Genomic DNA, 26,570 nt, shown 5'->3' with positions numbered 1-26,570 from the left:
AACTTTTACTATTATAAGTTATAAATACTATGTGTATTAATATAATAATATAAAATATTAAAAAATAATTTTCACAGGAGTTACTACATGACAGAAATTATAACAATATTAAATCAAAAAGGTGGTTGTGGTAAAACAACAACAACTATTAACTTAGGCGCAGCATTAGCCCAGTTGGGTAAAACAGTTTTAATAATAGACATGGATCCACAAGGAAATGCAACAACAAGTCTTGGAATAGCAAAAAGTGAAATGGATAAAACAATATATTCCCTACTTACAGGAAGATGCACATTAAAAGAAGCTATAATTGAAACAGAAACACCAAATTTATATGCAATTCCAAGTAATATCGCATTAAGTGGTGCTGAAATAGAATTAAGTAAAGAAATAGGATTCCAATCAATACTTGATGAAAAACTATCTAGTCAAAACATTTCTTTTGATTATGTATTTATAGATGCACCACCCTCTCTTGGTATATTAACTTTAAATGCATTAGTTGCAACAGATAGTGTTATAATACCTATTCAATCAGAATTTTATGCATTAGAAGGAATGGCTGATTTATTAGAAACAATAAAACTAGTGGAATCTAGATTAAAAAGTCCTTGTCCAATAAAAGGAATTTTAATAACATTATATGATCCAAGAACAAGACTTGCAAAAGATGTATCTAAAAATGTTAAAGATTACTTTAAAGGACGAGAATATATCTTCAAAGAAAAAATACCTCGTAATGTTAAATTAGCAGAAGCTCCAAGTTTTGGACAACCATGTATAACTTATGATCCTGAATGTACAGGAACAAAATCTTATGTAAAATTAGCAAAAGAATTAATTAAATTAGAAGGTGAATAAACATGTCTGATAATGCATTAGGAAGAGGTTTAGATGCATTAATACAACCAAAGTCAAAATCAGAATCTCAAAAAAAAGAAAAAGAGATTATAAAAGAAGTACCTACTCCTCAAGTAAGAACTACAAGTTCTACTAATTTATCCGATGATAAAATAGATGAAATTAAAAAAAAAGTGGAGAAAAATCCTAGAATAAGCTTATGGTCAGCAAAATCTGCTGCATGTTTGAGATATCTTAAAAAAACAACACCTGAATTTAGTATAAGTAAAGAAGCTTCTAAAATACTTGAAGAAGCTATTTCTGAAAAATATCCTGAAATATGGGAATTATTTGAAGAATAATCTAAAAAATTAACAAATTATATCCAAAAGTTTTTTTAGATTAAAACTTTAAAGGAAATGTAGTTATTTTATTAACTACTCTTATTTTTTTTAAATCAGTGTACTTTGATAAGTACCACCTACTTTAACAAATATCTTACATTTGTTTATATTAGCACCTATTTCTTGTAATTCTTTAAGACTTTTAATTTCATGTCCTATTTTCTGTAAATGAGTAATACGACGTGCAGATTTCAGTCCAATGCCTGGAACTCTTATTAATTCCTTATATTTTGCAGTATTAACATCAATAGAATAATCCTCTTTATGTGCTAGTGCAATAGAATATTTTGGATCATTATTCAAATCTAAAAATCCATCTTCACCTAGGATAATATCTTTTTGTGTAAAGTTATATTGATTAAATAAGTATTCTGCTTGATATAATCGTCCTGTTCTTCTTGAATCACTAACATCATGATTTTCAAGAGGTGTACCTTCAAGTGGTTTGAATGTGCTGAAGTAATTATAGAGCACATCATATTTAGTAGTTAACTTATAAACTTGTTTTAAAATATCCTCATCTGTTTCGTCATTAGCACCTACAATAATTTGAGTAGTATGGCCACTACTTGCTAAATTATGATCTCTTCTATGAAGATTATCAATCCAATCTAATCTTTTAAGAATGTCCTTATCATAATTTTTTGTACTTGAAATATCACTTAAACCATCTTTAGTAGCAGCTTCAATATTAATACTTACTCTATCTGCAAGTTGCATGGCATGTTTAATATGGTCTTTACTTGTGCCTGGAATAATCTTAAGGTGGATATATCCATTATATGAGTATTTATTTCTAAGAAGATGTGCTGCTTCAATCATTTCTTCCATTGTTGTATCTGCATCTTTAATAATACCTGAACTAAGGAATAATCCTTCCACCATTCCATTTTCATAGTATTGCATAAAAATACGAGCTAAAGCATCAGGACTAAGGCGAGCTCTTTGATAATTATGACTTCTACAATTAGTACAATAAGCACAATCATTATTACATTGATTGGTCATAAGAATTTTAAATAAGGGAATTTCACCAGTACCTGCTCTAGCATGATAAATACAATCCTTCATTTTATCAGTTTCCTTAAGTACATTATCCACATTATAATTAACATAATTACATCTATCATAATATGCAGCATCTGATAAAATCTGTAAATCCTTAAAAGTACTCATATGATAACGCCTTCTTATTTTTCTATTATAGTTATATACTTTTTTTACTTAAATAAAGTTTTTATATTATATATTAGAAATTAATATTTAAACTATATGGAGGTAAATTACATGGATTGGTTACTAATTATAATAGTACTTATAATTATAATAGTACTTGTTTTAATAGTAAAATACTACAATGGATTAGTAAATGGACGTAACAGAGTAAAAAATGCATGGAGTCAAATTGATGTACAGTTACAAAGACGAAATGATTTAATACCAAATATTGTAGAAACAGTAAAAGGATATGCTAGTCATGAAAAAGAAACATTCACGCAAATAACACAAGCAAGAGCAAACATGGCAAATGCAACATCAGTAAAAGAAGTTGCAGAAGCAGATGACATGTTAACAGGTGCATTAAAATCATTATTTGCAGTAGCAGAAGCATACCCTGAATTAAAAGCAAATACAAACTTCCTAGAACTTCAAGAAGAATTATCTGATACAGAAGATAAAATTTCATATGCAAGACAATTCTATAATGACACAGTATTAAAATACAATAATATGTGTGAACAATTCCCGAGTAATATAATAGCAAATATATTCAATTTTGAGGAATCAGAATTCTTTGAAGCAAAAGAATCAACAAAAGCAGTACCAAAAATAGAATTCTAATAATATTCAGAATTCTTTTCTTATTTTTTTATATTTTTTATAAATAACCTATTTTCCTATATTTCACTGATTACTTTAATTAAATTCATAGAATAAATAATATAATTAATTAAGAATTAATTTAGGTGGTATATGTTTTGAATAGAAAAAATTCACGAATGGTTATAACAGGATTACTTGTCATAGTACTACTTTTCACATCATTATCTGTAGTTTTCAGTGAAGAGGATAATGATAGGGATTATAATATTCCATTTGTAGAAAAAATATTAAGTATTAACAGTGATGGCTCTGTTGATATTAAAGAAGATTATAACTATACATTCTATGGAACATTTAATGGTGTAACAAGGGATATTCCATTATCTGGTGAACAAAGTATTGAAAATATATCAGTTGAAACGCCAGGATTATATAATACAGTAGAAGTAAAAAATTATTCAAACACTGTGCATATTATAGTTCACTTATTTAGTGATGCTGAGAAAACAAAGAGTGTAACAAATCAGAGTGCTAATATCATTTATAATTATACATTTAATAAAGGTGTAAAGATTTATGATGATGTTGCTGAATTCCAGTATATGTCATGGGGTCCACAATGGGAAAAAGAAGTAATTAGGATGACTACTTATGTAAAACTTCCTGGAAATAAAACAAATGTAGAAGTATGGAATAATCCACCATACCTTGTATCAAGTACCTCTTGGATAACATATAATACTCTTGAAACAAGATACAAAACCATTGATGCTTATAAGAGTGAAGAACAAAGATTACTCATACCTAAAGAACAATTTAACAGTACAGAAAATGCTGATGTTATAAAGGGTAATGCAAAAGAAGTAATAGAAAATGATCAAAGAAACTATCAGAATACAATTAACTTCAATTACAATATCACATACAGTATTTTAATAGTATCTATACTAATGTTGATACTTCCATTTGGAATTTATTATAAGTATGGTCGTGAACCTAAATTACAATATAGTTGTGATTATGAAACAGATTTACCAACAAAGGATTCACCTGTATTTATCAATGCAGTAGTTAATGGTAATGTGGAAGACATAGATTTAGATGCATTTTATGCAACAATTCTAGATTTAATAGATAGGAGTTATATGAAAGTATTCATGTCAACAAGTGATGATACAGTACTTGAAATTAATGATGTAGATACAAGTGATTTACAAGTCTTTGAAGAGGATATTTTAACATATTTCAATCAATTCACTGATAAAAATAATCGAGTTGCATTTAGTACAATAAAAAATGAAGAAGATCCCCTAGAATTCCAAGAATTCTTGGATAAATGGAATAAAAAAGCAACTAGTTCTTTAGATCATGAAAAAATTAATAGATTCTTCCATAACATAGGAAGTAAGTTATTTAAAATATATTCCAGAATTACTTTAATCTATGCAATAATAGTTCTAATATATCTATTAAGCTTAACTCCCGAAGTTCCAACAATAGACTGGGCATTCAGAGCAACAGAAATATTAATTCCATTAGCAATAATAACAGCATTATTACCAAATACTGTTGCAGGACAATGGACACTTGAAGGAAAGGAATTCCATGATCGATGGAAACACTTTGAAAGATATGTAAACAATTATAGTCTTATCAAAGAATATCCACCAGCATCTATTCAAGTATGGGGAAGATATCTTGTATATGCAACAGCACTAGGTGATGCACAAGCAGTAACAAAAAATATGAAGGAATACTTTAAACAAGAAAACATACCTCAAGAAACAATTAATCAATCAGATATTACTAGATTTACCTATTATGGTATGCATTTAGTAATGTTTTCAACATTCCATGAATTCAAAACATATCAACCACCAACAAATAACACAAGTTTTAATAGTGGAGGTTCATTTGGAAATATAGGTGGGCCAGGTTCTGGAGGATTTGGTGGGGGAGGTGGCGGTGCTTTTTAGATAATAAAAAGTTTAACAGTTACCTTTTTACTTTTTTTAAAATTTTTAGTAATAAATATTATTAATTAATTAGAAAATTAATATATAATTTTAAGAATAATGGAGGATTTTTATGAAGAATATCTTAACACCATCTCTGAAAAAAATTCATAATTCTTCTAATGATAATAACAATTCTAACAGTACCTGCAGCTTTTGCTGATGATGGACATTATAATTTTCAATCAGTAGAAAAAAATATTATCATTTCAGATGATGGAACAGCAATAATTTCAGAAGATGTAAATTACATAATAAGTGGAACAATCAATGGAGTTTACAGAGATATTCCCCTATCAGGTGAACAAAGACTAGAAAACATATCTGTTGAAACACCAGGATATTATAATACAGTAGAACTCATAAATTCATCAGATAATATTCAAATTAAAGTATGGCTTTATAAAGACGAGGCAAAAACACAAAAAGTATCTAATGAAGATGTAGAAGTAATATATCATTATAACTTCATTAAAGGTGTTAAAATATATAATGATATAGCAGAATTCCAGTACATGTCATGGGGTTCAGGATGGGATGAAGAAGTACCTCAACTAACAACATACATAGAACTACCTGGAAGTCATGAAAATACAGAAATGTGGTACAACCCATCAAATAAAGTAACTGAAAGTACATGGACTTCAGATACAACATTAAAGACAGTATACACAAATTTAAATGAAAATGAAAATGTAGAACAAAGGATTCTAATGCCAACATCCTATTTCACAAGTAGTGAAAATGCTGATGTAATAGATATGGATGCAAAAGAAAAAATAGAACAAGACCAGATAGATTACCAAAATAGTATTAATACTAAAAATACACTTGCTCAAATAATTGCAGGAATTGTAATTATTGTATTATTTGTACCTGTAGCAGTTTATTTCAAGTATGGTAGGGAACCTAAAATTACATATAGTGCTGATTATGAAAGTCAAATGCCTACTAATGATTCACCAATATTTATCAATGCTATGGTAAATGGTAATGCTGGAGAAACAGATTTGGATGGATTTCAAGCAGTATTATTGGATTTAATTGATAAAGGGTACTATAAAATAATATCTGATAATGATGAAAATACTGTTCTTAAAAGAAAAGATAAAAATACAGCTAGTCTACAACAATATGAAGTAGATATTATTAACTATCTTGAAAGATATGAAGATGATAAACATAGAATTTCCTTAGAAACAATATCTGATGGTGATTCTACAGATTTCTCTAAATTTATGGATGCATGGAAGATTGATGTTAATAAAGAGGTAACTGATTTAAGAGTATCTAAATACTTTGATGATCATGGAAATAGTGTTATGAGCTTAATTAATATTCTTTCTATAATATTTGGAGTAATTCTTATAGTTGGTATACTCTTATTTGATTTAGATGTACTATTAATGATATTAGTTATAGTTCTAATAATTGAATCAATTGCTCTTCTAGTAATATCAAATACTGTCATGGGGCAATGGACACCTGAAGGAAAAGAGTTCCATGATAAATGGAAAAATTTTGAAAAATATATAAAAGATTACAGTTTAATTAAGGAATATCCTCCTGCTTCTATTCAAGTTTGGGGAAAATACCTAGTATATGCTACAGCATTAGGGTGTGCTGATAAAGTACGTAGTAATATGAAAAAATACTTTAAAGAAGTAAATATCTCTGAAGATTCATTATATGAATCTGACACAGTATTCTTTGCATATTATGGTGGATTCTATTTAATGAATTCATCTTTCCATACATTAAGTCATCCTGACGATTCTGGATCCTATGGAAGTATAGGTGATGTTGGTTCTGGAGGATTTGGTGGTGGGGGTGGAGGAGTATTCTAAATACTCTTCTCTTTCTACTTTTTTTAAATAAATTATTCTTGATAAACATCGGCTTTATGACTACAATTTGGACATCCACCCATTTTTGTAACATGATTTTTAATTTCATAGTCATTTCTTTCAATTAAGAGATGTCTACAATTTTTACAATAAGTATTATCCTTATATGATGCTTCTATATTTCCAGGGTATGTGTATTTTATTCCCAGATATTGAGCAAGATCACATGCTTTATATATTGTTTTTTCTCTTGTAGGTTCAATGTCATTTAATTTAAATTGAGGATAAAATCGGGTGAAGTGAAGTGGTATTTTATCAGATGTATTTCCAATAAAACTAATTATTTTTCTAATATCTTGTGTAGAATCATTGTATCCTGGAATTAATAAATTAGTCACCTCTGTATGAACTCCATGTTTAACATAATAGTTTATAGAATTTAACACAGGCTTCAATGTTCCAACACATACTTCTTTATAGAATTCTTCATCCATACTTTTAATATCTACATTTACAGCATCTACATACTTTTCTAATTTATCTAATGTTTTTTGACTAGTATAACCATTTGTAACAAGTATTGTTTTAATATCATAATCTTTAGCTATTTTTGCAGTACTTATTATCCATTTAGGATGTATTGTAGGTTCATTGTAGGTCCAGGAGATACTTTCCAAATCATTATCTATTGCTTGTTGTACCAGTTCCTCTGGAGCATATGTTTTTATAGGTACGAGTATAGTATTTTCTGGTTGAGCTATAGTATGATTTTGACAATTAATACATTTTAAATTACAACCAACAGTACCAATGGATAGTGTTTTAGTACCTGGCATAAAATGATATAAGGGTTTTTTTTCAATAGGATCTATTGCTATTGCAGATGTTTCTACTATATTTTCATCATCATATATTGGACTTTGTTGACATATTGAATTATTATCATAATCACAATTATTTGGGCAAATATCACATCTATTCATCCTAATTCTCCTTTAAATGTTCATAACCTTTTATTTTCATATTTTTAATAGAATTATTCTCTAGTATGGTTATTTGATTACTATTATTTACTTCACCAATTACATGAATGTCTTTTAGTTCATGTTTATATTTATTGTATTTGTCTTTTTTTAATGTTAATAATAGTTCAAATTCTTCTCCAAAATGAAATAAATACTCATTTAAATTTTTATTGTTGGCATTTGCAATTTCTTCTAAATATTTATTGTATGGTATTTTATTCTTATGTATACAGAAGCCTAGATTATTATTTTTTTCGTGTAAATGTCCTAATTCTACTGCTAATCCATCAGTTATGTCAGTAATACTTGTAACAATTTCAGGGTGTTTTCTAAGAATTTCTGATGTTTTAAGGGGTAAATTAGGTTCTAATAAACTATTTAGTATAATTTCTTTGTCTTGTAAGGGTAGGGTCATATCATTGTTAATTAAATCAAGTGCTGCTGCTGGACCTCCAAGTTGTCCTGTTACTGCTATTAAATTGGTTGGTTCTATATTTCTTTGTAGTTTTACTTCCTTATTTATTTGGCCTGTAGCTGTTCCACATAATATTATTTCATCATGTTGATTTAAATCACCACCAATCAATGTAATCTTATATTCTTCACATTTTTTAAGAATACCGTCTATTATTTCATCAAAATCATGTACATCTAATGTTTTTGGAAGTGCCATGGAAATAAGTATTGATTCAGGTTTTGCATTCATTGCAAGTATATCACTTACATTAACAGTAACTATTTTTTCACCCATTTGATAGGGGGTCATTTGTTTTGGAAAATGGGTATGTTGAATGAGCATATCAGTAGAAATTACAGTGTATTGGTCCTTATTTTCTTGTAGTGCTGCATCATCATGATAACTGTTTAGAATTGTTTTAGGGAGATTAGTTAATGTTTCATCTCGTTTTTTGAGGAGTTTTTTAATTAATTTTTTTTCTCCTAGTTCTGATATTATCATATTATCATATGGAATTTTGCTTTATTTTAAAAGTAGTTTTTAAAAAAATAAAAGTATTAGGGGGTTAATTTATAAATGTTTGTTTACTCTGTCTGCAATAATGTTAACTATTGCATCATCTGCACCTAATGGTTCAGTGTATATGATTTCTCCATCAAATTCAATTGTTTCTGGTTCTTCATCATGATGATGATGGTGATGATGATGGTGTTCGTGTTCTTCATGGTCATGGTCGTGGCCGTGGTCATGATGATGTCCACCAGAAAGTTCAGCTTCAATATCTGCTGGTTCTAATCCAAGTATTGTTGGAATATCTCTTTTTGTGTGCATTCCATGAGCTAAAAATACTGGAGTTACTATTATTTTTTTTACTCCTGTTTCTTTTAGTTTGTTAAATGCTTGAGGGATGTTTGGTTCAGCAAGTTCCATGAATCCTACTTCTATGTTGTAGTCTGGTTTTGTTTCTGCGTATTTTTTTGCTATTTCACTTACTACTTCTTTGTTGTATGGAAGACGACTTCCATGTCCTATTAGTAATATTCCTGTATCATTCTTTGAGTTTGAATTTGTATCCATATGATATAACTCCTTCTTTTCCTTCTTCACTGATTTTTCTAAATACGACTTCTACTTCGTCGCCGATGTTTAAGTTGTTGACATCACAGTCTACTATTTGTGCTGTTACTTTTGCACCTTCATCTAATTCAATTATTCCTACAGCATATGGTGAATTTGTTTTGAAATCATCTGTTGCTGCATGAATTACGGAGTAGGTGTATATTTTACCTGTTCCTATGAATTGGAGATCTTCAATATCACCATGGCTTCTACAGTTTGGACAAACTACCCTTTTAGGGAAAAATGTGTTTCCGCACTTGTTACACTTGGTTCCTATTAAATTGTATCTTTGATCGTTATGACGCCATCCTTTTATAATCTCACTCATGCACTAATCCTCCGTTAATAATGAATGTTATATTAAGTTTGTTCTTAATTAATATATTTAATTAACATCTATTTATTATTAATCATTTAGAACATAATTTCTATATAAAGTTTTAGATTAAAACTATATTATAAATGAGGATTAATTCTTTCTGATATAATATCGATTATAGAATCATTTGCATCTATTGGTTCTGTTAATATTATTTCACCATCAAATTCAACAACATCTATGTTATCATAGTTTTTTGGATAACTTTTAATAGGTTCTGGATTAAGACCTAAAGAATGTGGTATATCTAATTTTGTATGGATACCATGAGCTAAGAATATTGGACAAGCAATAACTTTTTTAACTCCTTTTTCTTTTAATTTATCAAATGATTCTAGTATAGTTGGCTTACTAAGTTGCATAAATCCTACTTCGATTGGGTAATCCTTGTTTTGTGAAATATATTTCTTTGCAATGGATTCAATAACTTCATTATTGTAGGGTAATGTACTTCCATGTCCTATTAGTAATATTCCTGTATTTTCTGGTGGATTTGTAGGATTTTTTTCTAATTCATTGTTTATTCTATCTGTTATAATATCAACAATTTTATCATCTGCACCTAGAGGTTCTAAATATATTATTTCACCATCAAACTCCACTGGTTCTGATTTAGCATCTCTATGATGGTGATGGTGATGTTCATGGTTATGATTATGATGGTGGTGTGGATGATTTTCAAGGTCAACTAGTGGTCCAAGACCTAATATTGTAGGAATATCAATTTTTGTATGCATTCCATGAGCTAAAAACACAGGATTTACTATTATTTTATTAACACCAGTTTCTTTTAATTTGTTAAATGATTGAGGAATACTTGGTTCTACTAATTCCATAAAACCTACTTCAACATTATAATCTGGCATAGTTAAGGCATATTTTCGTGCAACTTCTGTTACTAATTCTTTATTGTATTTTAGTCTACTTCCATGTCCTACTAGTAATATTCCTGTTTTGTTATTCTCCTTGTTCATATTTTCACGCTACTAATAAAAGTATTACTTTTTACTATATTTTTTATTACTATTATGTTATTCAACATTATTAAATGTATTTAATACTTTTTTTAAGTTATCTATACAAAATGTAATACTTTTAATGAAATCTACTAATATTTTAAGGATAAATTTAAAAATAATTATATTTTCTTTAGTAATTTTATTAATAAATACTATCTTTATTTTTTTCACATGGCTCTCTTGATAATACTTAATAAAACAGATGGTAGTTATCTAAATAAATTTATTATATCATTTTTAAAGATATTAGTATATACAACTCAAAGGAGGACTATTTATGGATAAAATAGTTTATTATTCAATTGAAGATATGTTATCTCGAAGTAGGAATCTATCTCTATCAATCAGAATTACAACACAAGGTTTTCCTGTGAATGAAACAGTAGAATATCAAAATAACAATGAATGGTCTGAATATATAAATACAATTAATAAAGAAAATACAAATGAAAAATCAATTAATTTCAAATCAAGAGTAGAATCATTATTAGATGATGATAATATACGTGTTATAATGGATATTATGAAAAATTATGATGAATATTATTCTGATGAATATAAACTTAAAATAATTGTGAATTCACTCGAAATAAACTAAAACTAGTTTCTTCTTCTTTTTTATTTCTAATTTTATAAAATTAACTCTGTTAATACACATATTATTTATTAAATAAAAATCATAATAATTTATATTATTGTAATACTATTTTATAGTAGACTTAGAAAAATATTATGAAAAAACTAGATAATAATGGATATATAACAAGTATTTTACTTTTACTAATAATAATTCCAGTTATATTATTATTAATCATAACAATAGAACAGGATAATCATTATGTAAATAATACAGCAGAAAATATAGAAAATAATAAGTTAACAAGTATAACTTCTGATTTTGAAAATGAAATCACTATACTCACAAAAGAAACATTACATAATATGACAAAAGAGGTTATACTTACAAATAATCCCTATGATAACAGTACAAAAATATTTAAAAGTAGATTGCAAGAGAATATAAATCAAAATCAGGAAAAATACTATAATAATTCTGGATGTATCTTGAATTGTACAATTATAAATATTAAAGCAGCAGATAATCCATTCCAAATAGAAATAATTTATTCTCTAAAAACAACATTCAATTCAAAAAATAAAATAGAAAAAAATAATAAAATCTATGTAAATTTAACTGAGGGGAATTATGAAATATATGATCCTTTACCTACACTAAGAACAGGTGTAAAACCAACAAATAATTTCATAGAATATAATGATAAACTTTCAAATATAATTCAAATAGAAAATAGCACAGTTTATAATAATACAAGGGAGGCTTATGTTATAAAGAAATGTCCATATGATGAATATACAAAACACGGTCATAATAATACAATAATAGCTAATTGTGTTAATAATCATTATTATCATGAAAGTCATGATGGATTATGTATATTATGTAGATTAGAAAATAAATCAACATGTTCTCATAGAGGGCTAGAGACATTTATTATATCTACACAAGAAAGAGACAGAGCTCCAGTATCAATTGACCACGTATTATTCAACATGACAGAAAATGGACAATATGCTGGAAATAAAATAATATTAAATAATACAACAGTAATTTATTTGGATAATGGACATAAATTGAAATATGGGTTATGAATTCTAAAGGACAATTAATAATAACTGATTTAATAGTTTATATTATAATTTTAACAATAATTTTCTCCATGCTTGTTTATACAATAAATAATATTAATAATAATCAGGTAATGACATTAAATAACTATGAATCAAATCAATTAGTAGAAACTATCTTGGATACTCTTGTAAAAACAGAAGGTACTCCTGCTAATTGGGATACTATAACTGAAAATAATATTAAAACAATAGGACTTAGAGAAAATAGTACTAGTTCTATGATAAGTTATGATAAATTAATTAAATTAAAAAATAATAATTATCTACTAACTAACATGTTTCCAGAAGGTACTTGTTATTCTTTAATAATGTATCCTAAAAATAATCCTACAAATATAACTTATATTGCAGGAAACCATACATTAGATAATAATAAAAGTATTTATTCCAAGGAAGCAGACATAATACTTGATTTTGGGTATAATATATTTAGAATAAGTGATAATGATGTTAATAATAAATGTCCATATAATCATGAAAATAAGAATGGCTCATGGTCGTGTAAACCTCTTGAAATAAATAATGCTCAACTAGGTAATGGAATTTTTTATATAGTAACTAGGAATAATGTGAGGTATATTTTAACAAATTCATATAATCAAGAAGTAATGGATGAAGTAGAAAATACAAAGAATATAAATAATAACTTAAAAACATTATTGTCCAATGATAATGACACAATTTATATTCATATAAACACTAATAAAAATAATACTTACATAATTTATGATACAAAAAATAGGCATAATTATTTAAATTATATATTGGATCCTGAAATATACAAGTTAAGATTAACAATAGCTACATAGAAACTAAAAAATAGGGGAGAAAACTAATCATGGAAACTCAAAAAGTAAAAGATGCATTTAATCAAGGATCAAATAAGTATGATAACTACAGAAAACAAGCAATACCTTTAATGGATGAATTTTATCAAACCGCAATAGATCTTACAAAAAAATATAATAATCCAAAAATACTTGATTTAGGTGCAGGAACTGGAATATTAACAGAATTATTACATAAACAACATCCAAAAAGTGAAATAACATTAATAGATATGTCTCATAAAATGTTAGAAAAAGCAAGAAAAAAATTTGAAAATGAAATCTTATTTAATTATATAGAAGCAAATTATTTAACTCATAACTTTCCAGAACAATATGATATAATAATTTCATCATTATCCATACATCACTTAACGGATGATGAAAAACAAGAATTATACGAAAAAATTTACAATCACTTACTTGATGGTGGTGTATTTATAAATGCTGACCAGGTAAGTGGAGCAACAGATAAAACAGAACAACTATATAAGGAAAAAGATGAATCACACCTTCAAACACAAAACATGCCAGAATATGAAAAAGAAATTCTACGTAAAAGAAGAACATTAGATAAGCCTGCAACACTAAGGGATACAATTAAATGGTATAAACAAATAGGGTATGTTAATGTAGATGTTTTTTTCAAATATTATCGTTATTTCGTGATTTCAGGACAAAAATAGATTTTATTTTGTTATTTTCTCTTTTTATATCAAGTTATCTTTTAATATAATAATTTACATATATATTATTGATAAGATGAAAAAAAGCATAATTAAACAGTATATTAATTTAGATTTATATGATATAAATTTTAAACAATTACTCAGGAATTATTTTATTTTAATCATAGGATTATTTATAATGTCCTTTGGTGTAGCATTATCTGTTAAATCCGATTTAGGAACAACACCTATATCATGCATACCAAATGTTTTAAGTTTTGCTGTTCCATTATCTCTTGGAACAATAACGGTTATTTTTAATATGTTACTTATTTTAATTCAAATAATTGTTTTAAAATCAAACTTTGAAAAAATACAATTGATGCAAATTGTAGTAACAAGTATCTTTGGATATTTTATTGACTTCGCGTTAGGTGTTTTATCATTCGTAGAACCTATAACACTCATAGATCAATGGATTGTTTGTATTATTAGTTGTTTTGTTATAGCATTAGGTGTACTTTTAGAAGTAAATTCTAATGCAGTGGTATTGCCTGGTGAAGGTGTATCTTTAGCTATTAAATCTGTTACTGATATTGAATTTGGTAAATTAAAAACAGCATTTGATACAAGTAATGTTATAATAGGTGTAATTTTATCATTAGTATTGTATGGAACATTTAAAGGGATTGGTTTGGGTACAGTATTTGCTGGAATTGTTGTTGGATATATTGTACGATTTTATAGGAATATTTCAGTGATTATTTTAAATAAAATTAAATTTTAATGGTTTTAAATTGGTTTTTCTTTTAAAAATTATATCTTATAAGTTTTTTTTATTCTATTTTTATTATTTTTTTTGAGTTTTAAACATAATTTATTTATTGGTTTTAGTATTTTTATCATTATTTTTTGGTATTTCCACAATTTTTTATTATTAAGTTGTGATTTCACCCATTTTTTTTATTATTTTTGCTATTTCTCCCAAATTATATATAGTTTAAATAACACATATAAATCCAAGCATAATTTTCAATAAAAAAATTTACACATAATGGGAAGCATTGCAATGGATGAAAATGATAAAAAAATTTTAAATGAATTAGTAGAAAATTCGAGAATGCCCGTATCTAAATTATCATTAAAAACAGGGATACCTGATTCAACCATATCAAACAGAATTAAAAAATTAGAAAAAAACAATGTAATCGAACAATACACAACAATAGTAAATCCAGAAGCAGTAGGAATAAAAGTAACTGCAATGATTATAATACAAACTGAAACAGAAAAACATGAAAACGTTGAAAAAGAATTACCTAAGCTAAAAAAAGTTTCAGAAGTTTACAGTATCTCTGGAGAATATGATATTTTAATCAAAGTATGGTCACACACATTAGAAGAATTAAATGAAATAATAAATGCAGAAATAAGAACAATTGACGGAATTGAAGAATTGCGTGAATTAATTGTAATGGAAAGACTTAAAGAAGAACCATTAAAATTAGATTTAGACTAAACTTTTAATATATTTCTTCAAATTCATTACAATAATATGAGGGTGGTGAGAGGATGTATCTTACAGAATTACTAAGTAAAAAGGTTTTTGATAAAAATAATGACCAATGGGGTAAAATTAAGGATATAATAATATCTGCAGATAAAACATACCCCAGAATAGAAGCAATAAAAATAAAAGCAAATGGTGAAAACTATTTCATACCCTCATCATACATAAATCAAATCACAGCAAACAAAGTTATCCTAACAAAAGCATTAGAAGATATTATACAATATCCCAGACAAGACTCCTCAATAAAACTTTCAAGAGATATTCTAGATAGACAAGTAGTGGATATGGAAGGAAGTAAAATAAGACGTGTTAACGATGTTGAAATCACCTATAAAAAGGGAGAATATTATATTATAGGTGTGGATATTGGAATTAATGGATTATTCAGACGATTAGGCTTAGGTGGTCTATCCAAAAAGCTTCATCCTGAAGATAATATAATTTCATGGAAAGATATAGATTCATTAGATTTTTCTAATCTAAAACTCAAAGTATCTAAAGAAAAATTAACTCGTCTACATCCAGCAGATATTGCAGACATAGTTGATGGATTAGGAATATCTGATTCAATGAGTATTTTAAGTTCATTAGATGATGAATCAGCAGCAGATGCATTTGAAGAAATATCTCCCGAAAAACAGAAAACCATACTTACTGAAATGGAGAAAAAAGAAGCAGCAGAGTTAGTTGATGAAATGTCACCTGATGATGCAGCAGACCTTCTTGCAACAATTTCCGATGAGAAAAAAGAAGAAATTCTTCGTTTAATGGATCCTGAAGAATCACAAGAACTTAGGGAATTACTGGAATATCCCGAAAATACAGCTGGAGGAATAATGACCACAGAATATGCTCATGTAACTGGAAACATGACTACACTAGATGTAATGACTACTCTTAGAAAAATAGCAGATGAAGTAGAAACACTCTATTACATATATGTTCTATCAGAAGAAGATGACTTAGAAGGAGTTGTAACAATAAGAGAATTACTTCTAAATAATAATGATACAAAAATTTATGATTATATGAATAAGGACATAATTTCTGTTGATGTTAATGAAGAGGAAAATGAAGTTGCTAAAATAATTGCAAAATATAATTTAGTGGCACTTCCTATTGTGGATGAAAATAATAAAATGAAAGGAATAGTAACAGTAGATGATGCAATAGATATAGTTCTACCAACAGCATGGAAAAAACGTATTCCTACAATGTTTAGATAAGGTGTAATACATGGCTATAATGGATAATGTTAAACAAAAATTAAAAAATTACCCTACATTAATGTCAATATTCATATTTTTATCAGTACTAGGACCAGGATTAATCACAGCAATGGTTGATAATGATTGTGGAGGTATATTAACCTACAGTTTAGCTGGAGCACAATATGGATATAATCTAATATGGACATTTATACCAATGATTTTCTCGTTAATCGTAGCCCAAGAAATGGGTGTAAGAATGGGTATAATATCAGGAAAAGGTCTTGCAAGTCTCATACGAGAAAAAGTAGGCGTTAAAATAACAATGTTCATAATGATAGGATTACTCATAGCAAATTTTGGAAATACTCTTGCTGAATTCTCGGGAATAGTTGTTTCATCAGAAATTTTTGGAGTACCTCCCGTTATATCAGTAATTCTAACAGCAATAATAATATGGTTACTTGTAATTAAAGGAAATTATAAAAATGTTGAAAAAATATTCATAATATTATCTTTAGTTTATATTTCCTATATTTTAGCAGGACTCATGGCAAATCCTGATTGGGGTCAAGTAGCAACAGCAGTAGTACCTGACTTACAATTAGATACTCCATATATTACAATGGTAGTAGGTCTTATTGGTACAACAATAGCTCCATGGATGCAATTTTATTTACAATCATCTGTAGTAGAAAAAGGAGTAAGTAAAGATGAATTAAAATATTCAAAGGCAGAATCAATTATTGGGCCAATATTTACTGGTGTTGTAGCATTATTTATATTAATAGCTTGTGCTGCAACAATACATGTTACAGGAACACCGGTTAGTGATGTTAAAGATGTAGCAACAGCATTAATTCCAGTTGCCGGTGAATATGCAGGATTTTTATTTGGGCTTGGTTTTCTTAACGCGTCATTATTTAGTGCAATCATATTGCCTTTATCCACAGCATATTATGTATGTGAAAGTCTTGGATTTGAAACAGGAATTTCTAAAGATTTTAAAGAAGCTCCTGTATTTCATGGATTATATGCTGGAATGATATTTGTCTGTGCTATAATTATATTAATTCCAAATATACCTTTAATGGAAATATTATTATTTTCACAAGTAATTAATGGTATTCTGCTTCCATTTGTATTGGTTTTAATGTTATTAATAATCAATGATAAAAATATAATGGGAGATTATGTAAATTCAAGATGGTATAATATAGTTTCATGGCTTATAACTATTATAATTACAGTATTAGTTATAATTTATGTTATAACAAGCTTTTTATAGATAAAAAACTATATTCTTTTTCTATTCTATTTTTTTCGCAGTTATTAATGTAATATCTTCAAAAAATTGATGTTCACTAGCGCTTATTTTAGCTTCAAATCCATTAGTGTTAAGATAATTTAATGTTTTTTCATTATCACTTAGGGATGATTGTACTATTTGAATTCTACCATTACTTTTAATGTAGTTATGAGCTTGTTCTAGGAATTTATCAATTATTTGTCTACCATCAATTCCACCATCCCATGCTTTACTATAATCATCATCGTCATGTTCTTCTTCAGTTACAGGTAGGTATGGTGTGTTAAATATTATTAAATCATATTTTTCTGTTATATTTTCGAACAAATCACTATGAATAACAGTAATATTTTCCCTATTATTTAATTTAACATTAGCTTCTGTACATTTAATGGCATGTTGATTTATATCAACACAAGTCACATTTTCTGCAATAAAAGATGCAGCAATACTTACAATTCCCGTACCTGCACCTATTTCTAGGACATCTTCATTTTCATATACTTCTAAATTATCAATTAATAGAAAAGTATCTTCTGCTGGTGGATATACTTCTTCGCATTCATTATATTCTATATTTTCATATTTCATAATATTTCTCCTATTATTTCTGATATTTCTTTTATATTCTCAGGAGTTAATTTAAATACTTTTTCGTCTAGTAATGGATTATTTATATTATCTAATTTAGGTTTTAATTCCTTTTTATTACTCTTTAATTCATGTGCTGATTGAATTAATGCTTTTTTTGCTTTTTTATTTCGATGCTGGAATAATGCACGTGTTGTGTTATCAAATAATTGAGTTACATTATTTTCTTTTGGTACTAATTCAATTACTGCACTGTTTACTTTAGGTTTTGGAATGAATGCCTCTGGAGGTAGTGTGTCTATAATTTGAATATCTGCTCTGAAATATAATGCCACTGATAACCTGGAGTACTCATGGGTATTTGGGTTTGCTTGCATTCTTTTTGCAAATTCTAGTTGATACATAAGTATAGCTTTTTTGAAAGGATATTTTAATAATTTAAATGTTACAGGAGAAGATATCTGATAAGGTAAATTTGAAACCATTTTATCAAATTCAGGAAAATCAATTTTAAGTGCATCTTCACGAATTACTTCAATATTAGATAATTTTTCTTTGATTATACGTTGTTTTAAAATATCTGCAATGATTGGATCTTTTTCTATCGCAATTACTTTTTTTGCTTTTTTGGCCATTGGTATGGTTAATGTTCCAATACCTGCACCTATTTCTAGAATTGTTTCATTGTTGTGGATGTCTGCATTTTCTAGTATTTTATTAAGTTTGTTTTTATCTATTAAATAGTTTTGACTTTTATTTTTATCAAGTCTAATATTATATTTATCTAATATTTTTTTTGTATTATTTAACATAGTAATTGTCCTTTAAAATAATTTTTAGATAATAATTTTGAAAAAAAGCTCTTCATTTAGGTGGTTATTGAAAGAATTAAAGTAGGGGAGTTTATCGATATTGATCTACAAGATCTAATACTTCTTGTAAAGTCTCTGTTTCGAAATTTCCTCTTTCTTTTGAAAAGATTAATCTTAAGTCATCAAGATCTTCAGGCATTAAATCCACTACTTTTACTGCTTGTATAGGACTAAGGTGTTTTTCTAATTTACCTCTTAGTTCTTGAGCATCTTCTGCATCAAGTAATGCAAACTTATTGACATAGTCAATAGTTAAATTCTGTTCATATGTGAATTGGTGGCCATCGACTTCATTATTTTCATCAGCTTTTTCTTCTACTTTTTTCATTAGAATTTCACGTGCTTCAGATATTGTGATAGGTTTAGTATCAATGACTTTTTTTCCAATCATCATAATCACTCTTGTAATTTAAGATGTTCTGGTCTTATAATTAATTCTTTAGGTTTGTTTCCATCTTTAATAGCTACAAGGTATGCTTTTCCTTTTTGACCAACTACTTCTCCAGTTTTTCCGTGGAATCTTGGATGTGGTTGTCCTCTGTGGATACTTGAATCAACTATTATATGTACTTTTTGTCCTGCTTCAAATACTTGTATTTTTCTGGATATTGGGTTAGCTCGTTTAGGTCTGATACTTCTTTTAAGTTTATATCTTGATCGACTTTTAAATCCTTTTGATTTTCTCATCTATATCATCTCAGTTTCTTTAATAGAATTTAAGTTTTTTTTTAGGTTTTATTTTTTTTTGGATTGTGAATTTAGGTTTTTCACAAATCTATAGGTTTATTAGTCTTATATTGACTAAGTTATATTGTATTTAACTAAATGTTAAGAATACTAAATTCTAATTATCTGTTAATGAGTTATTTCTTCTAAATTAATTTCTTTAGAGCTAAAAAAGAAATTTTTTTCAATTATAAACATAGTTCTTTTTTTATATAATTCTTGTTATAGGTTATTAAATAGTATGTTCTATAATTTATAGGTTTTTTTATAGATTATCATATTACTGTAATATTTCAAGATTACACTCTATGTTTTAATATTGTATAATATATATTAATTTTATAGTTTATAAGTATAACCATTATACAAGTTCTTAAAAAATTAGAAAAAAGTGGTATTTAGATTGGAATATGTACTTTTAAAACGTCTAATTGGGAACATATTGCCTTATTATTAGTAATTTGTGATATACTTGGTTTTGTACGATTATCGTCCCCTGATATTAATTCTTTAATATAAAGACCACCTTGACAATTAATAATGATACGTAATTGTTTACTATTTATACGTTCTACTTCAATATTATTGATTTTTCTTGTCCTGATTAAGTCAGCTCTTCTGTGTTCTACTCGTATAGGTGTTCTTTGTTCGATTATTTTTAATTTTTCTATTGCTGCAATATCCTTACTTGTAACTCCTTTTTCAAAATCTGCAATGGCAGAATATATTTTATAACTTTCAACTGAACTATTTTTTATTGTAGCTTTTCTTGTTCTATCAACATACTTAAGATCATTAATTTCAATTTTACCATCACTATGACTATTAACTAATCTTCTTAGTAATTTAAGATCTATTTTTCGTTTAAATGGATGTTTTACTTCAATTACAAATGGTCTTCCTTCACCTAACATTAAAACATCAATATCTTCACGACCTGATCCATGGAATTTAGTACTATTTCCTCTAGTCATTTTTAAAATTTGTTTAGAAATTAAATCTTCAACAGTATCTTCATATTGCCGTCCTGTGTAATTACAAGCTTCACAACCCTTTCCTTTACATTCAGTACAAGGCCATTTTGTCTGTGGAATACCTCTAACTAATTTACGATATTTTCCTTCAATAAATATTGGATTAGAATCAAGGAATATATTAACATTCTTTATTTCATAATAAGGATTATGTTTGTAAGCTTTTTTTCTTACCTTTATCATGATAACTACTTCTGGATTTTTGTAGTCAACAGTTTTACCTAGTTTTTCTACAAGCATTTGTGTCATATCACGTCTTATAGCATGTTTAAGGTCATTATTTCCATTGTAATTTGTTATCTTATTGATTTTTTGCTGATTTTTAATAAGTGTTTGATTATTTATTTGACAAGCAATTAAAAAAGTGTCAAACTCAATATTAAGTAAGTTTATCTTTTTTAAAATGATATTGTATAATTTATCCTTATTTAACATTAAATTATTACATATGCTACACTTTTTGGAATCAGTTATTAGGGGTATTTTAGAGTTTTTTTTATCTTCAGGCTTTCTATATATTCTAGATAAACATTCGGGACAAAGAGCATAATTATTTTTTTCAGTATTTTTATTTTTTTCTATATTTGTCATTTAATACTCCTTAATTCAGGTTATTTTATTTTTTAAATTATTTTTATTTATATTTTTAATATATACTATTAAATTATTATATATTTAAATTTAAATAAATATAAAATAATAAAATTTTGAAAGGGTCAGGATTATGTCATCAATTAATAGCAAAAAAATCAGTGAAGAAGAATTGAGCAATGCAAAAAAGATAATACTTGCAAATAACTTTTTTGATAAGGAATATTATAATACTCAATATCCCGAAGTATCTGAAGAAACAGATGATTTATTCGAACATTATTTAAACATAGGTTACAAAGAAGGTAAAAATCCTTCAGAATTATTTGACAATGAGTTATATATAGAAAAACATTCTTTTTTAAAAGAATATGATATAAATCCATTAGTATTCTATGTTTTATATGATGATTTTGAAAATAATTCTTTTGAGGACGAAATTAAAAATGAATTATTAACGGAAAACAGCATAAGTATTGATGAAAAAACAAAAATTATTGCTGAAAAAAGTTTAAATCTAACTAATAATAGTTTATCTATTCAAGAAAATATAAAAAACATCAATAATCAACTTCTGGAATTAAATGAAAAGAATATTAATCTTAATGATAAATTAAGAAGTAGTGTTGATGAATTAAACATGTTTAAAGATGATGATTCATATGAAGTTATTACTCCTGAAGATTATATAGAAGCAATAACCATCATTAGAGAAAATCATTTGTTTGATGAAGAATATTATAATAATCAATACCCTTGGATAGCTGATGGAACAAGTAATCTTTTTAATCATTATTTAACAGTAGGATATAAAGAAGGAAGAAATCCTTCTAGTTCTTTTAACACAAAATATTATATAAGTCAAAGTAATTTTTTACAAAACAATGATGTAAATCCTCTAATTCACTATGCAATCTATGGTATCAAGGAAAACAAATTAACAAACTATGATTTTACTCCAGAAGAAATTGAAAAAGCTATAAGTGAAATTAAAAATAATGATCTTTTTGATGAAGAGTATTATTATAAACAACATCCCAATTTAAAGAAATCAAATTTAGATCCATTTAAACATTACTTAATTGAGGGATACAAGTCTAATTTAAATCCAAATGAGGAATTTGATACATTATACTACAAAGAAGCATATCTTAATGGTAATGATATAAATCCATTAATACATTACATACTCAGAGGTTTAAAAAGTAACTCTATAACTACACATAAAGAATTAACTGGAGTAGAATTAAATGAATGTATTGATGTAATTTATGATTCAAATACATTTGACGTAGAATATTATATGAGTCAAAATCCAGGACTTAAAGGGGATACTCGTGATTTAATCAAACATTATGTAGAATATGGTGCAGTTCATCATAAAAATCCAAACAAGGTATTTGATACAAAATTCTACCGAGAACAGAATAAAGAAGTGCTACCATTAACTCTAAATCCATACTATCATTATTTAACAGAAGGAAGCAGTGAAGGAAGAAAACCTTCTTTAACTAAAACTGAAGAAGATGAAAAATTAAATCATGAAAAACTGTTAAATGAATATGCAAGGATTGTTGAAGCATCAGAACTATTCGATGAAGAATTCTATTTAGAAACATATGATGATGTAAAATATACACTTGAAAAACCGGCTTATCATTATGTTTCAAGAGGATACATTGAAGGTAAAAATCCATCCCGCTACTTTGATAACAATTATTATCTATATAAGTACCCTGAAGTAAAAGAAGCAGAAATATGTCCATTATATCATTATATTACAGAAGGAAGAGATCAAGGACATCGATGTAAGCAATTTTTAACTGAAGCTGATAAAAAAGACTATGAAATGGCTATAAAACAAGATGTAATGTCATATGAATACAGTACTTATGATGAAGATGCTCCTTTAATTTCAATAATTTTACTAAATAGGAATGGTTCAGATTTTTTAGAAAAAATACTTGGAGGATTTGATGAAAAAACAAATTATCCGAATTATGAGCTTATCATAATAGATAATGATTCATCGGATGATTCTGTAGATATAATCAAGAAGTTTAAAACAGAATTGCCTATAATTCTCATAGAAAATAAGATAAATAAAAGTTATGCTGATGCTAATAATGATGGTGTAGCATTAGCTAAAGGACAATATTTACTGTTCTTAAATAATGATATTGAATTATTAGATGGATGGCTTAATCATTTAATTGACACAGCTTTAACACATGAAGATGCAGGAGCAATAGGGGCACGATTAGTATATCCGGATTCTACTGAATTTTTAAGTAAAAGTCATAAATCATATAAATTACAACACACAGGCAAACACTTTAAGGGACGAGATGGATATATCCAACCATATGACAGGGATAATGCTAAATCATACCTATTCAATGATACAGAAACTGAAAAAATAGCAGCAGTATCCTCTGCAGTATTATTAATTGAAAAAACAAAATATGAAGAAGTAGGTGGATTTGATGCAGAATATATTTATGGATTTGAAGATGTTGATTTATGTTTAAAATTAAATAAACAAGGATATACAAACTACTATAATCCAAAAGCAGTGGTTTATCATCATGAACATGGAATTCTATCTAAAAATAAAGAACAACTACTTAAACATAGACAAAAGCATAATACAAAAGTATTTACAAGAAAATGGCATACTTATCTAAAACAAAATGTTTTCTTTGATAAACTCAATAAAAAAAATCTATACAGTGATGATAACTTAAAAATAGCATGTGTTATTAAAAAAGATGCATATAATACAGGAAATTACATTTCTATTCAAGGATTATTCCATCAATTAGAACTAAAAGGTTATGAAACTCAATTAATCCCTTTTGATGGTGAAGATTGTTATAATATTGATGAAAATACTGATGTTTTAATTTCTTTAGTAAGTGATTATAATTTAGATAAAATAAAAACTGAAAATATTTTACTAATGAAATTAGCCGTTGCAACAAATGATTATAAACAATGGATAGATAATGAATATTTTGAAAACTATGACGTGTTCCTATCTACTACACAAGAAGGATTAGACTATATTAGAGATTATTCTGGATATGAACCATTATTTTATCCTATTATATCTAAACATGAATCATATGATTTCAAAGCATCAGAAGAATTCATGTGTGATTATTGTTTAATAAAAGATCATGATGAACTTGAAAAAATTGGTGAATTATTAAATCCAGATAATCTAAAGTACACATTTAATATCTATGGTGATTCATTAGAATCTAGTGAAAAATTCAGTAAGTATAATCATGGATTAATTGAATCTGAAAATTTAACAAAAGCTTACACATCAACAAAAATAGTCCTAGATTATGAAGAAAACATGGATTCATTCTTATTGAAGGATTCCGTAATATTCAATGCTTTAATAAATAATTCTCTTGTAATAACAAATAATAAACAAGTTTCGGAAGAAATATTTGGAGGGAAATTACCAGTATATGATTCAAAAGAATCACTTGAAGCTTTATTAAATGAATATTTGTCGAATTCAGGAAAATTACAATATAAAATCAAAGAATTACAAAAAATATTATTAGAAAATGAAATTTACCAAGCACTAACAGATGCACTAGTAGATCTTCTTAAAAGATATATTGAATCTATAAAAGTAATGGTTAAGTTACCAATTAAAAAAGAGGGTGATAGACATAGTTGGGGTGATTATCACTTTGCAATACTACTAGTAAAAGCATTCAATAAAAAAGAGAATTGTTTTGCAAAAATACAATTATATGATGATTGGGATACTTATGATGATACCTTATATGATGTAATATTAGTATTAAGAGGTTTAAATAAATATACTCCAAAATCTATTCATTATAATATAATGTGGAATATATCACATCCTGATTTAATAAGTATAGGTGAATATGACTCTTATAATCAAGTATATATTGCATCATTATTCTGGGCTAAACAATTAAAACCATTACTTAGTACAGAAGTTGAAGGATTATTACAATGTACAGATTTGTCTAGATTCCATAGGGATGTTTGTGAAGAATATGAAACTGAGTTATTATTTGTAGGACAATTCAAGTCAGAATTTAGAAAAATATTAAGAGATTTATTACCAACAAATCATCAATTAAGTGTATATGGTGGATTTTGGGAAGGAATTATTGATGAAAAATATATAAAAGGGGATTATTTCCCTAATGAAGAGGTAAACAAAGCATATTCTTCAACAAAAGTATTATTAAATGATCATTGGGATGATATGCGTAAAAAAGGTTTTATTTCAAACAGAATTTTTGATGGTCTTGCATGTGGTGCAGTAATAGTAAGTGATCATGCAGTAGGTCTGGAAGATGTCTTTGGAGATGAAGTTATAATCTATGATGAAAAAGAGGAATTACCTGATAAAATAAATGAAGCTTTAAAAATAGGCTCTATTGATTCAAAAATAATAAAAAATCATACATTTGATTTACGTGCTGAAAAAATTATAGATGATTATAAGAGAAAAATAAATTAATTTT

Annotated in this window: 25 protein-coding genes; 14 read left to right on the top strand and 11 right to left on the bottom strand. The window is 26.8% G+C overall.

Translation table 11 applies throughout. The features are described 5' to 3' along the window. The first annotated feature begins 87 nt into the window (after nucleotides 1-87). Both NL43_RS00225 and NL43_RS00220 read left to right on the top strand, forming a co-directional pair. On the top strand, nucleotides 88-861 hold the full coding sequence (locus NL43_RS00225; RefSeq protein ID WP_069591966.1) for a ParA family protein: 774 nt from the start codon (nucleotides 88-90) through the stop codon (nucleotides 859-861). Between the two features lie 2 nt (nucleotides 862-863). Further along, nucleotides 864-1,202, top strand: coding sequence for a hypothetical protein (locus NL43_RS00220; protein ID WP_069591965.1), 339 nt, complete (start codon nucleotides 864-866; stop codon nucleotides 1,200-1,202). A 90-nt stretch (nucleotides 1,203-1,292) separates the two neighbouring features. On the opposite strand, the gene NL43_RS00215 is transcribed toward NL43_RS00220, so the two are convergent. Beyond that, a complete protein-coding gene (locus tag NL43_RS00215) occupies nucleotides 1,293-2,420 on the bottom strand; it encodes a radical SAM protein (protein ID WP_069591964.1) in 1,128 nt (375 codons plus the stop codon). A gap of 111 nt (nucleotides 2,421-2,531) precedes the next feature. Here NL43_RS00215 and NL43_RS00210 point away from each other — a divergent pair, with 111 nt between their 5' ends. The 3 genes from NL43_RS00210 (at nucleotide 2,532) to NL43_RS00200 (ending at nucleotide 6,930) form a co-directional block, all read left to right on the top strand. Then, nucleotides 2,532-3,086 carry a LemA family protein gene (locus tag NL43_RS00210; protein ID WP_069591963.1) on the top strand — a complete coding sequence of 185 codons (555 nt, stop codon included), beginning with the start codon at nucleotides 2,532-2,534 and terminating at the stop codon, nucleotides 3,084-3,086. Nucleotides 3,087-3,223: 137 nt separating this feature from the next. Then, nucleotides 3,224-5,044, top strand: coding sequence for a DUF2207 domain-containing protein (locus NL43_RS00205; protein WP_069591962.1), 1,821 nt, complete (start codon nucleotides 3,224-3,226; stop codon nucleotides 5,042-5,044). A 161-nt stretch (nucleotides 5,045-5,205) separates the two neighbouring features. After that, entirely contained in the window at nucleotides 5,206-6,930 is a 1,725-nt protein-coding gene (locus NL43_RS00200; RefSeq protein WP_069591961.1) for a DUF2207 domain-containing protein, read from the top strand. Between the two features lie 32 nt (nucleotides 6,931-6,962). Here NL43_RS00200 and amrS read toward each other — a convergent pair whose 3' ends face one another. The 5 genes from amrS to cfbA (NL43_RS08400) all read right to left on the bottom strand — a co-directional run bounded on the left by amrS (nucleotide 6,963) and on the right by cfbA (NL43_RS08400) (nucleotide 10,884). Further along, entirely contained in the window at nucleotides 6,963-7,913 is a 951-nt protein-coding gene (amrS, locus tag NL43_RS00195; RefSeq protein WP_069591960.1) for an AmmeMemoRadiSam system radical SAM enzyme, read from the bottom strand. Nucleotide 7,914: 1 nt separating this feature from the next. Continuing rightward, nucleotides 7,915-8,913, bottom strand: a complete 999-nt coding sequence (thiL, locus tag NL43_RS00190; protein ID WP_084790296.1) for a thiamine-phosphate kinase — start codon at nucleotides 8,911-8,913, stop codon at nucleotides 7,915-7,917. A 69-nt stretch (nucleotides 8,914-8,982) separates the two neighbouring features. After that, on the bottom strand, nucleotides 8,983-9,489 hold the full coding sequence (gene cfbA, locus NL43_RS00185; RefSeq protein WP_069591958.1) for a sirohydrochlorin nickelochelatase: 507 nt from the start codon (nucleotides 9,487-9,489) through the stop codon (nucleotides 8,983-8,985). Continuing rightward, nucleotides 9,461-9,859: a Zn-ribbon domain-containing OB-fold protein gene (locus NL43_RS00180; protein ID WP_069591957.1), complete on the bottom strand. Its 399-nt coding sequence runs from the start codon at nucleotides 9,857-9,859 to the stop codon at nucleotides 9,461-9,463. Before NL43_RS00180 ends, cfbA (NL43_RS00185) begins: the two co-directional genes overlap by 29 nt. Nucleotides 9,860-9,987: 128 nt before the next feature. Continuing rightward, entirely contained in the window at nucleotides 9,988-10,884 is an 897-nt protein-coding gene (gene cfbA, locus NL43_RS08400) for a sirohydrochlorin nickelochelatase (RefSeq protein ID WP_069591956.1), read from the bottom strand. A gap of 322 nt (nucleotides 10,885-11,206) precedes the next feature. On the opposite strand from cfbA (NL43_RS08400), the gene NL43_RS00170 reads away from it, so the two are divergent. The 8 genes from NL43_RS00170 (at nucleotide 11,207) to NL43_RS00135 (ending at nucleotide 18,203) form a co-directional block, all read left to right on the top strand. Then, nucleotides 11,207-11,527: a hypothetical protein gene (locus NL43_RS00170; RefSeq protein ID WP_069591955.1), complete on the top strand. Its 321-nt coding sequence runs from the start codon at nucleotides 11,207-11,209 to the stop codon at nucleotides 11,525-11,527. Between the two features lie 134 nt (nucleotides 11,528-11,661). Beyond that, nucleotides 11,662-12,600: a hypothetical protein gene (locus NL43_RS00165; protein ID WP_069591954.1), complete on the top strand. Its 939-nt coding sequence runs from the start codon at nucleotides 11,662-11,664 to the stop codon at nucleotides 12,598-12,600. Beyond that, nucleotides 12,597-13,448 carry a hypothetical protein gene (locus NL43_RS00160; RefSeq protein ID WP_069591953.1) on the top strand — a complete coding sequence of 284 codons (852 nt, stop codon included), beginning with the start codon at nucleotides 12,597-12,599 and terminating at the stop codon, nucleotides 13,446-13,448. The genes NL43_RS00165 and NL43_RS00160 overlap by 4 nt, the downstream gene beginning before the upstream one ends. 29 nt (nucleotides 13,449-13,477) lie before the next feature. Continuing rightward, entirely contained in the window at nucleotides 13,478-14,152 is a 675-nt protein-coding gene (locus NL43_RS00155) for a trans-aconitate 2-methyltransferase (RefSeq protein ID WP_069591952.1), read from the top strand. A 76-nt stretch (nucleotides 14,153-14,228) separates the two neighbouring features. Then, nucleotides 14,229-14,921 (top strand): YitT family protein, encoded by a 693-nt coding sequence (locus tag NL43_RS00150; RefSeq protein ID WP_256365386.1) that lies wholly within the window; start codon nucleotides 14,229-14,231, stop codon nucleotides 14,919-14,921. A 282-nt stretch (nucleotides 14,922-15,203) separates the two neighbouring features. Further along, on the top strand, nucleotides 15,204-15,653 hold the full coding sequence (locus NL43_RS00145) for an Lrp/AsnC family transcriptional regulator (RefSeq protein ID WP_069591950.1): 450 nt from the start codon (nucleotides 15,204-15,206) through the stop codon (nucleotides 15,651-15,653). Nucleotides 15,654-15,706: 53 nt separating this feature from the next. Beyond that, complete coding sequence (locus NL43_RS00140) at nucleotides 15,707-16,933, top strand: magnesium transporter MgtE N-terminal domain-containing protein (RefSeq protein ID WP_069591949.1); 1,227 nt, start codon at nucleotides 15,707-15,709, stop codon at nucleotides 16,931-16,933. A 10-nt stretch (nucleotides 16,934-16,943) separates the two neighbouring features. Beyond that, nucleotides 16,944-18,203 carry an Nramp family divalent metal transporter gene (locus NL43_RS00135; protein WP_084790295.1) on the top strand — a complete coding sequence of 420 codons (1,260 nt, stop codon included), beginning with the start codon at nucleotides 16,944-16,946 and terminating at the stop codon, nucleotides 18,201-18,203. 21 nt (nucleotides 18,204-18,224) lie between these two features. Here the strand turns inward: NL43_RS00135 and NL43_RS00130 are convergent, their stop codons facing one another. The 5 genes from NL43_RS00130 to NL43_RS00110 all read right to left on the bottom strand — a co-directional run bounded on the left by NL43_RS00130 (nucleotide 18,225) and on the right by NL43_RS00110 (nucleotide 22,038). Next, a complete protein-coding gene (locus NL43_RS00130) occupies nucleotides 18,225-18,815 on the bottom strand; it encodes a HemK2/MTQ2 family protein methyltransferase (RefSeq protein WP_069591948.1) in 591 nt (196 codons plus the stop codon). Next, nucleotides 18,812-19,627: a 16S rRNA (adenine(1518)-N(6)/adenine(1519)-N(6))-dimethyltransferase RsmA gene (gene rsmA, locus NL43_RS00125; protein WP_069591947.1), complete on the bottom strand. Its 816-nt coding sequence runs from the start codon at nucleotides 19,625-19,627 to the stop codon at nucleotides 18,812-18,814. Before rsmA ends, NL43_RS00130 begins: the two co-directional genes overlap by 4 nt. 91 nt (nucleotides 19,628-19,718) lie before the next feature. After that, nucleotides 19,719-20,081: an RNA polymerase Rpb4 family protein gene (locus NL43_RS00120; protein WP_241776189.1), complete on the bottom strand. Its 363-nt coding sequence runs from the start codon at nucleotides 20,079-20,081 to the stop codon at nucleotides 19,719-19,721. A gap of 2 nt (nucleotides 20,082-20,083) precedes the next feature. Then, nucleotides 20,084-20,374, bottom strand: a complete 291-nt coding sequence (locus tag NL43_RS00115) for a 50S ribosomal protein L21e (protein WP_069591946.1) — start codon at nucleotides 20,372-20,374, stop codon at nucleotides 20,084-20,086. Between the two features lie 437 nt (nucleotides 20,375-20,811). Continuing rightward, nucleotides 20,812-22,038 carry a tRNA pseudouridine(54/55) synthase Pus10 gene (locus tag NL43_RS00110; RefSeq protein WP_069591945.1) on the bottom strand — a complete coding sequence of 409 codons (1,227 nt, stop codon included), beginning with the start codon at nucleotides 22,036-22,038 and terminating at the stop codon, nucleotides 20,812-20,814. Between the two features lie 133 nt (nucleotides 22,039-22,171). Here NL43_RS00110 and NL43_RS00105 point away from each other — a divergent pair, with 133 nt between their 5' ends. Then, complete coding sequence (locus NL43_RS00105) at nucleotides 22,172-26,566, top strand: glycosyltransferase (protein ID WP_069591944.1); 4,395 nt, start codon at nucleotides 22,172-22,174, stop codon at nucleotides 26,564-26,566. The last annotated feature ends 4 nt before the right edge of the window (nucleotides 26,567-26,570 follow it).

The organism is Methanosphaera sp. WGK6 (assembly GCF_001729965.1).
In the GTDB taxonomy this organism is placed as follows: domain Archaea; phylum Methanobacteriota; class Methanobacteria; order Methanobacteriales; family Methanobacteriaceae; genus Methanosphaera.
Note: the sequence above shows the minus strand (reverse complement) of the source record. Positions and strands in the feature narration are given on the sequence as shown.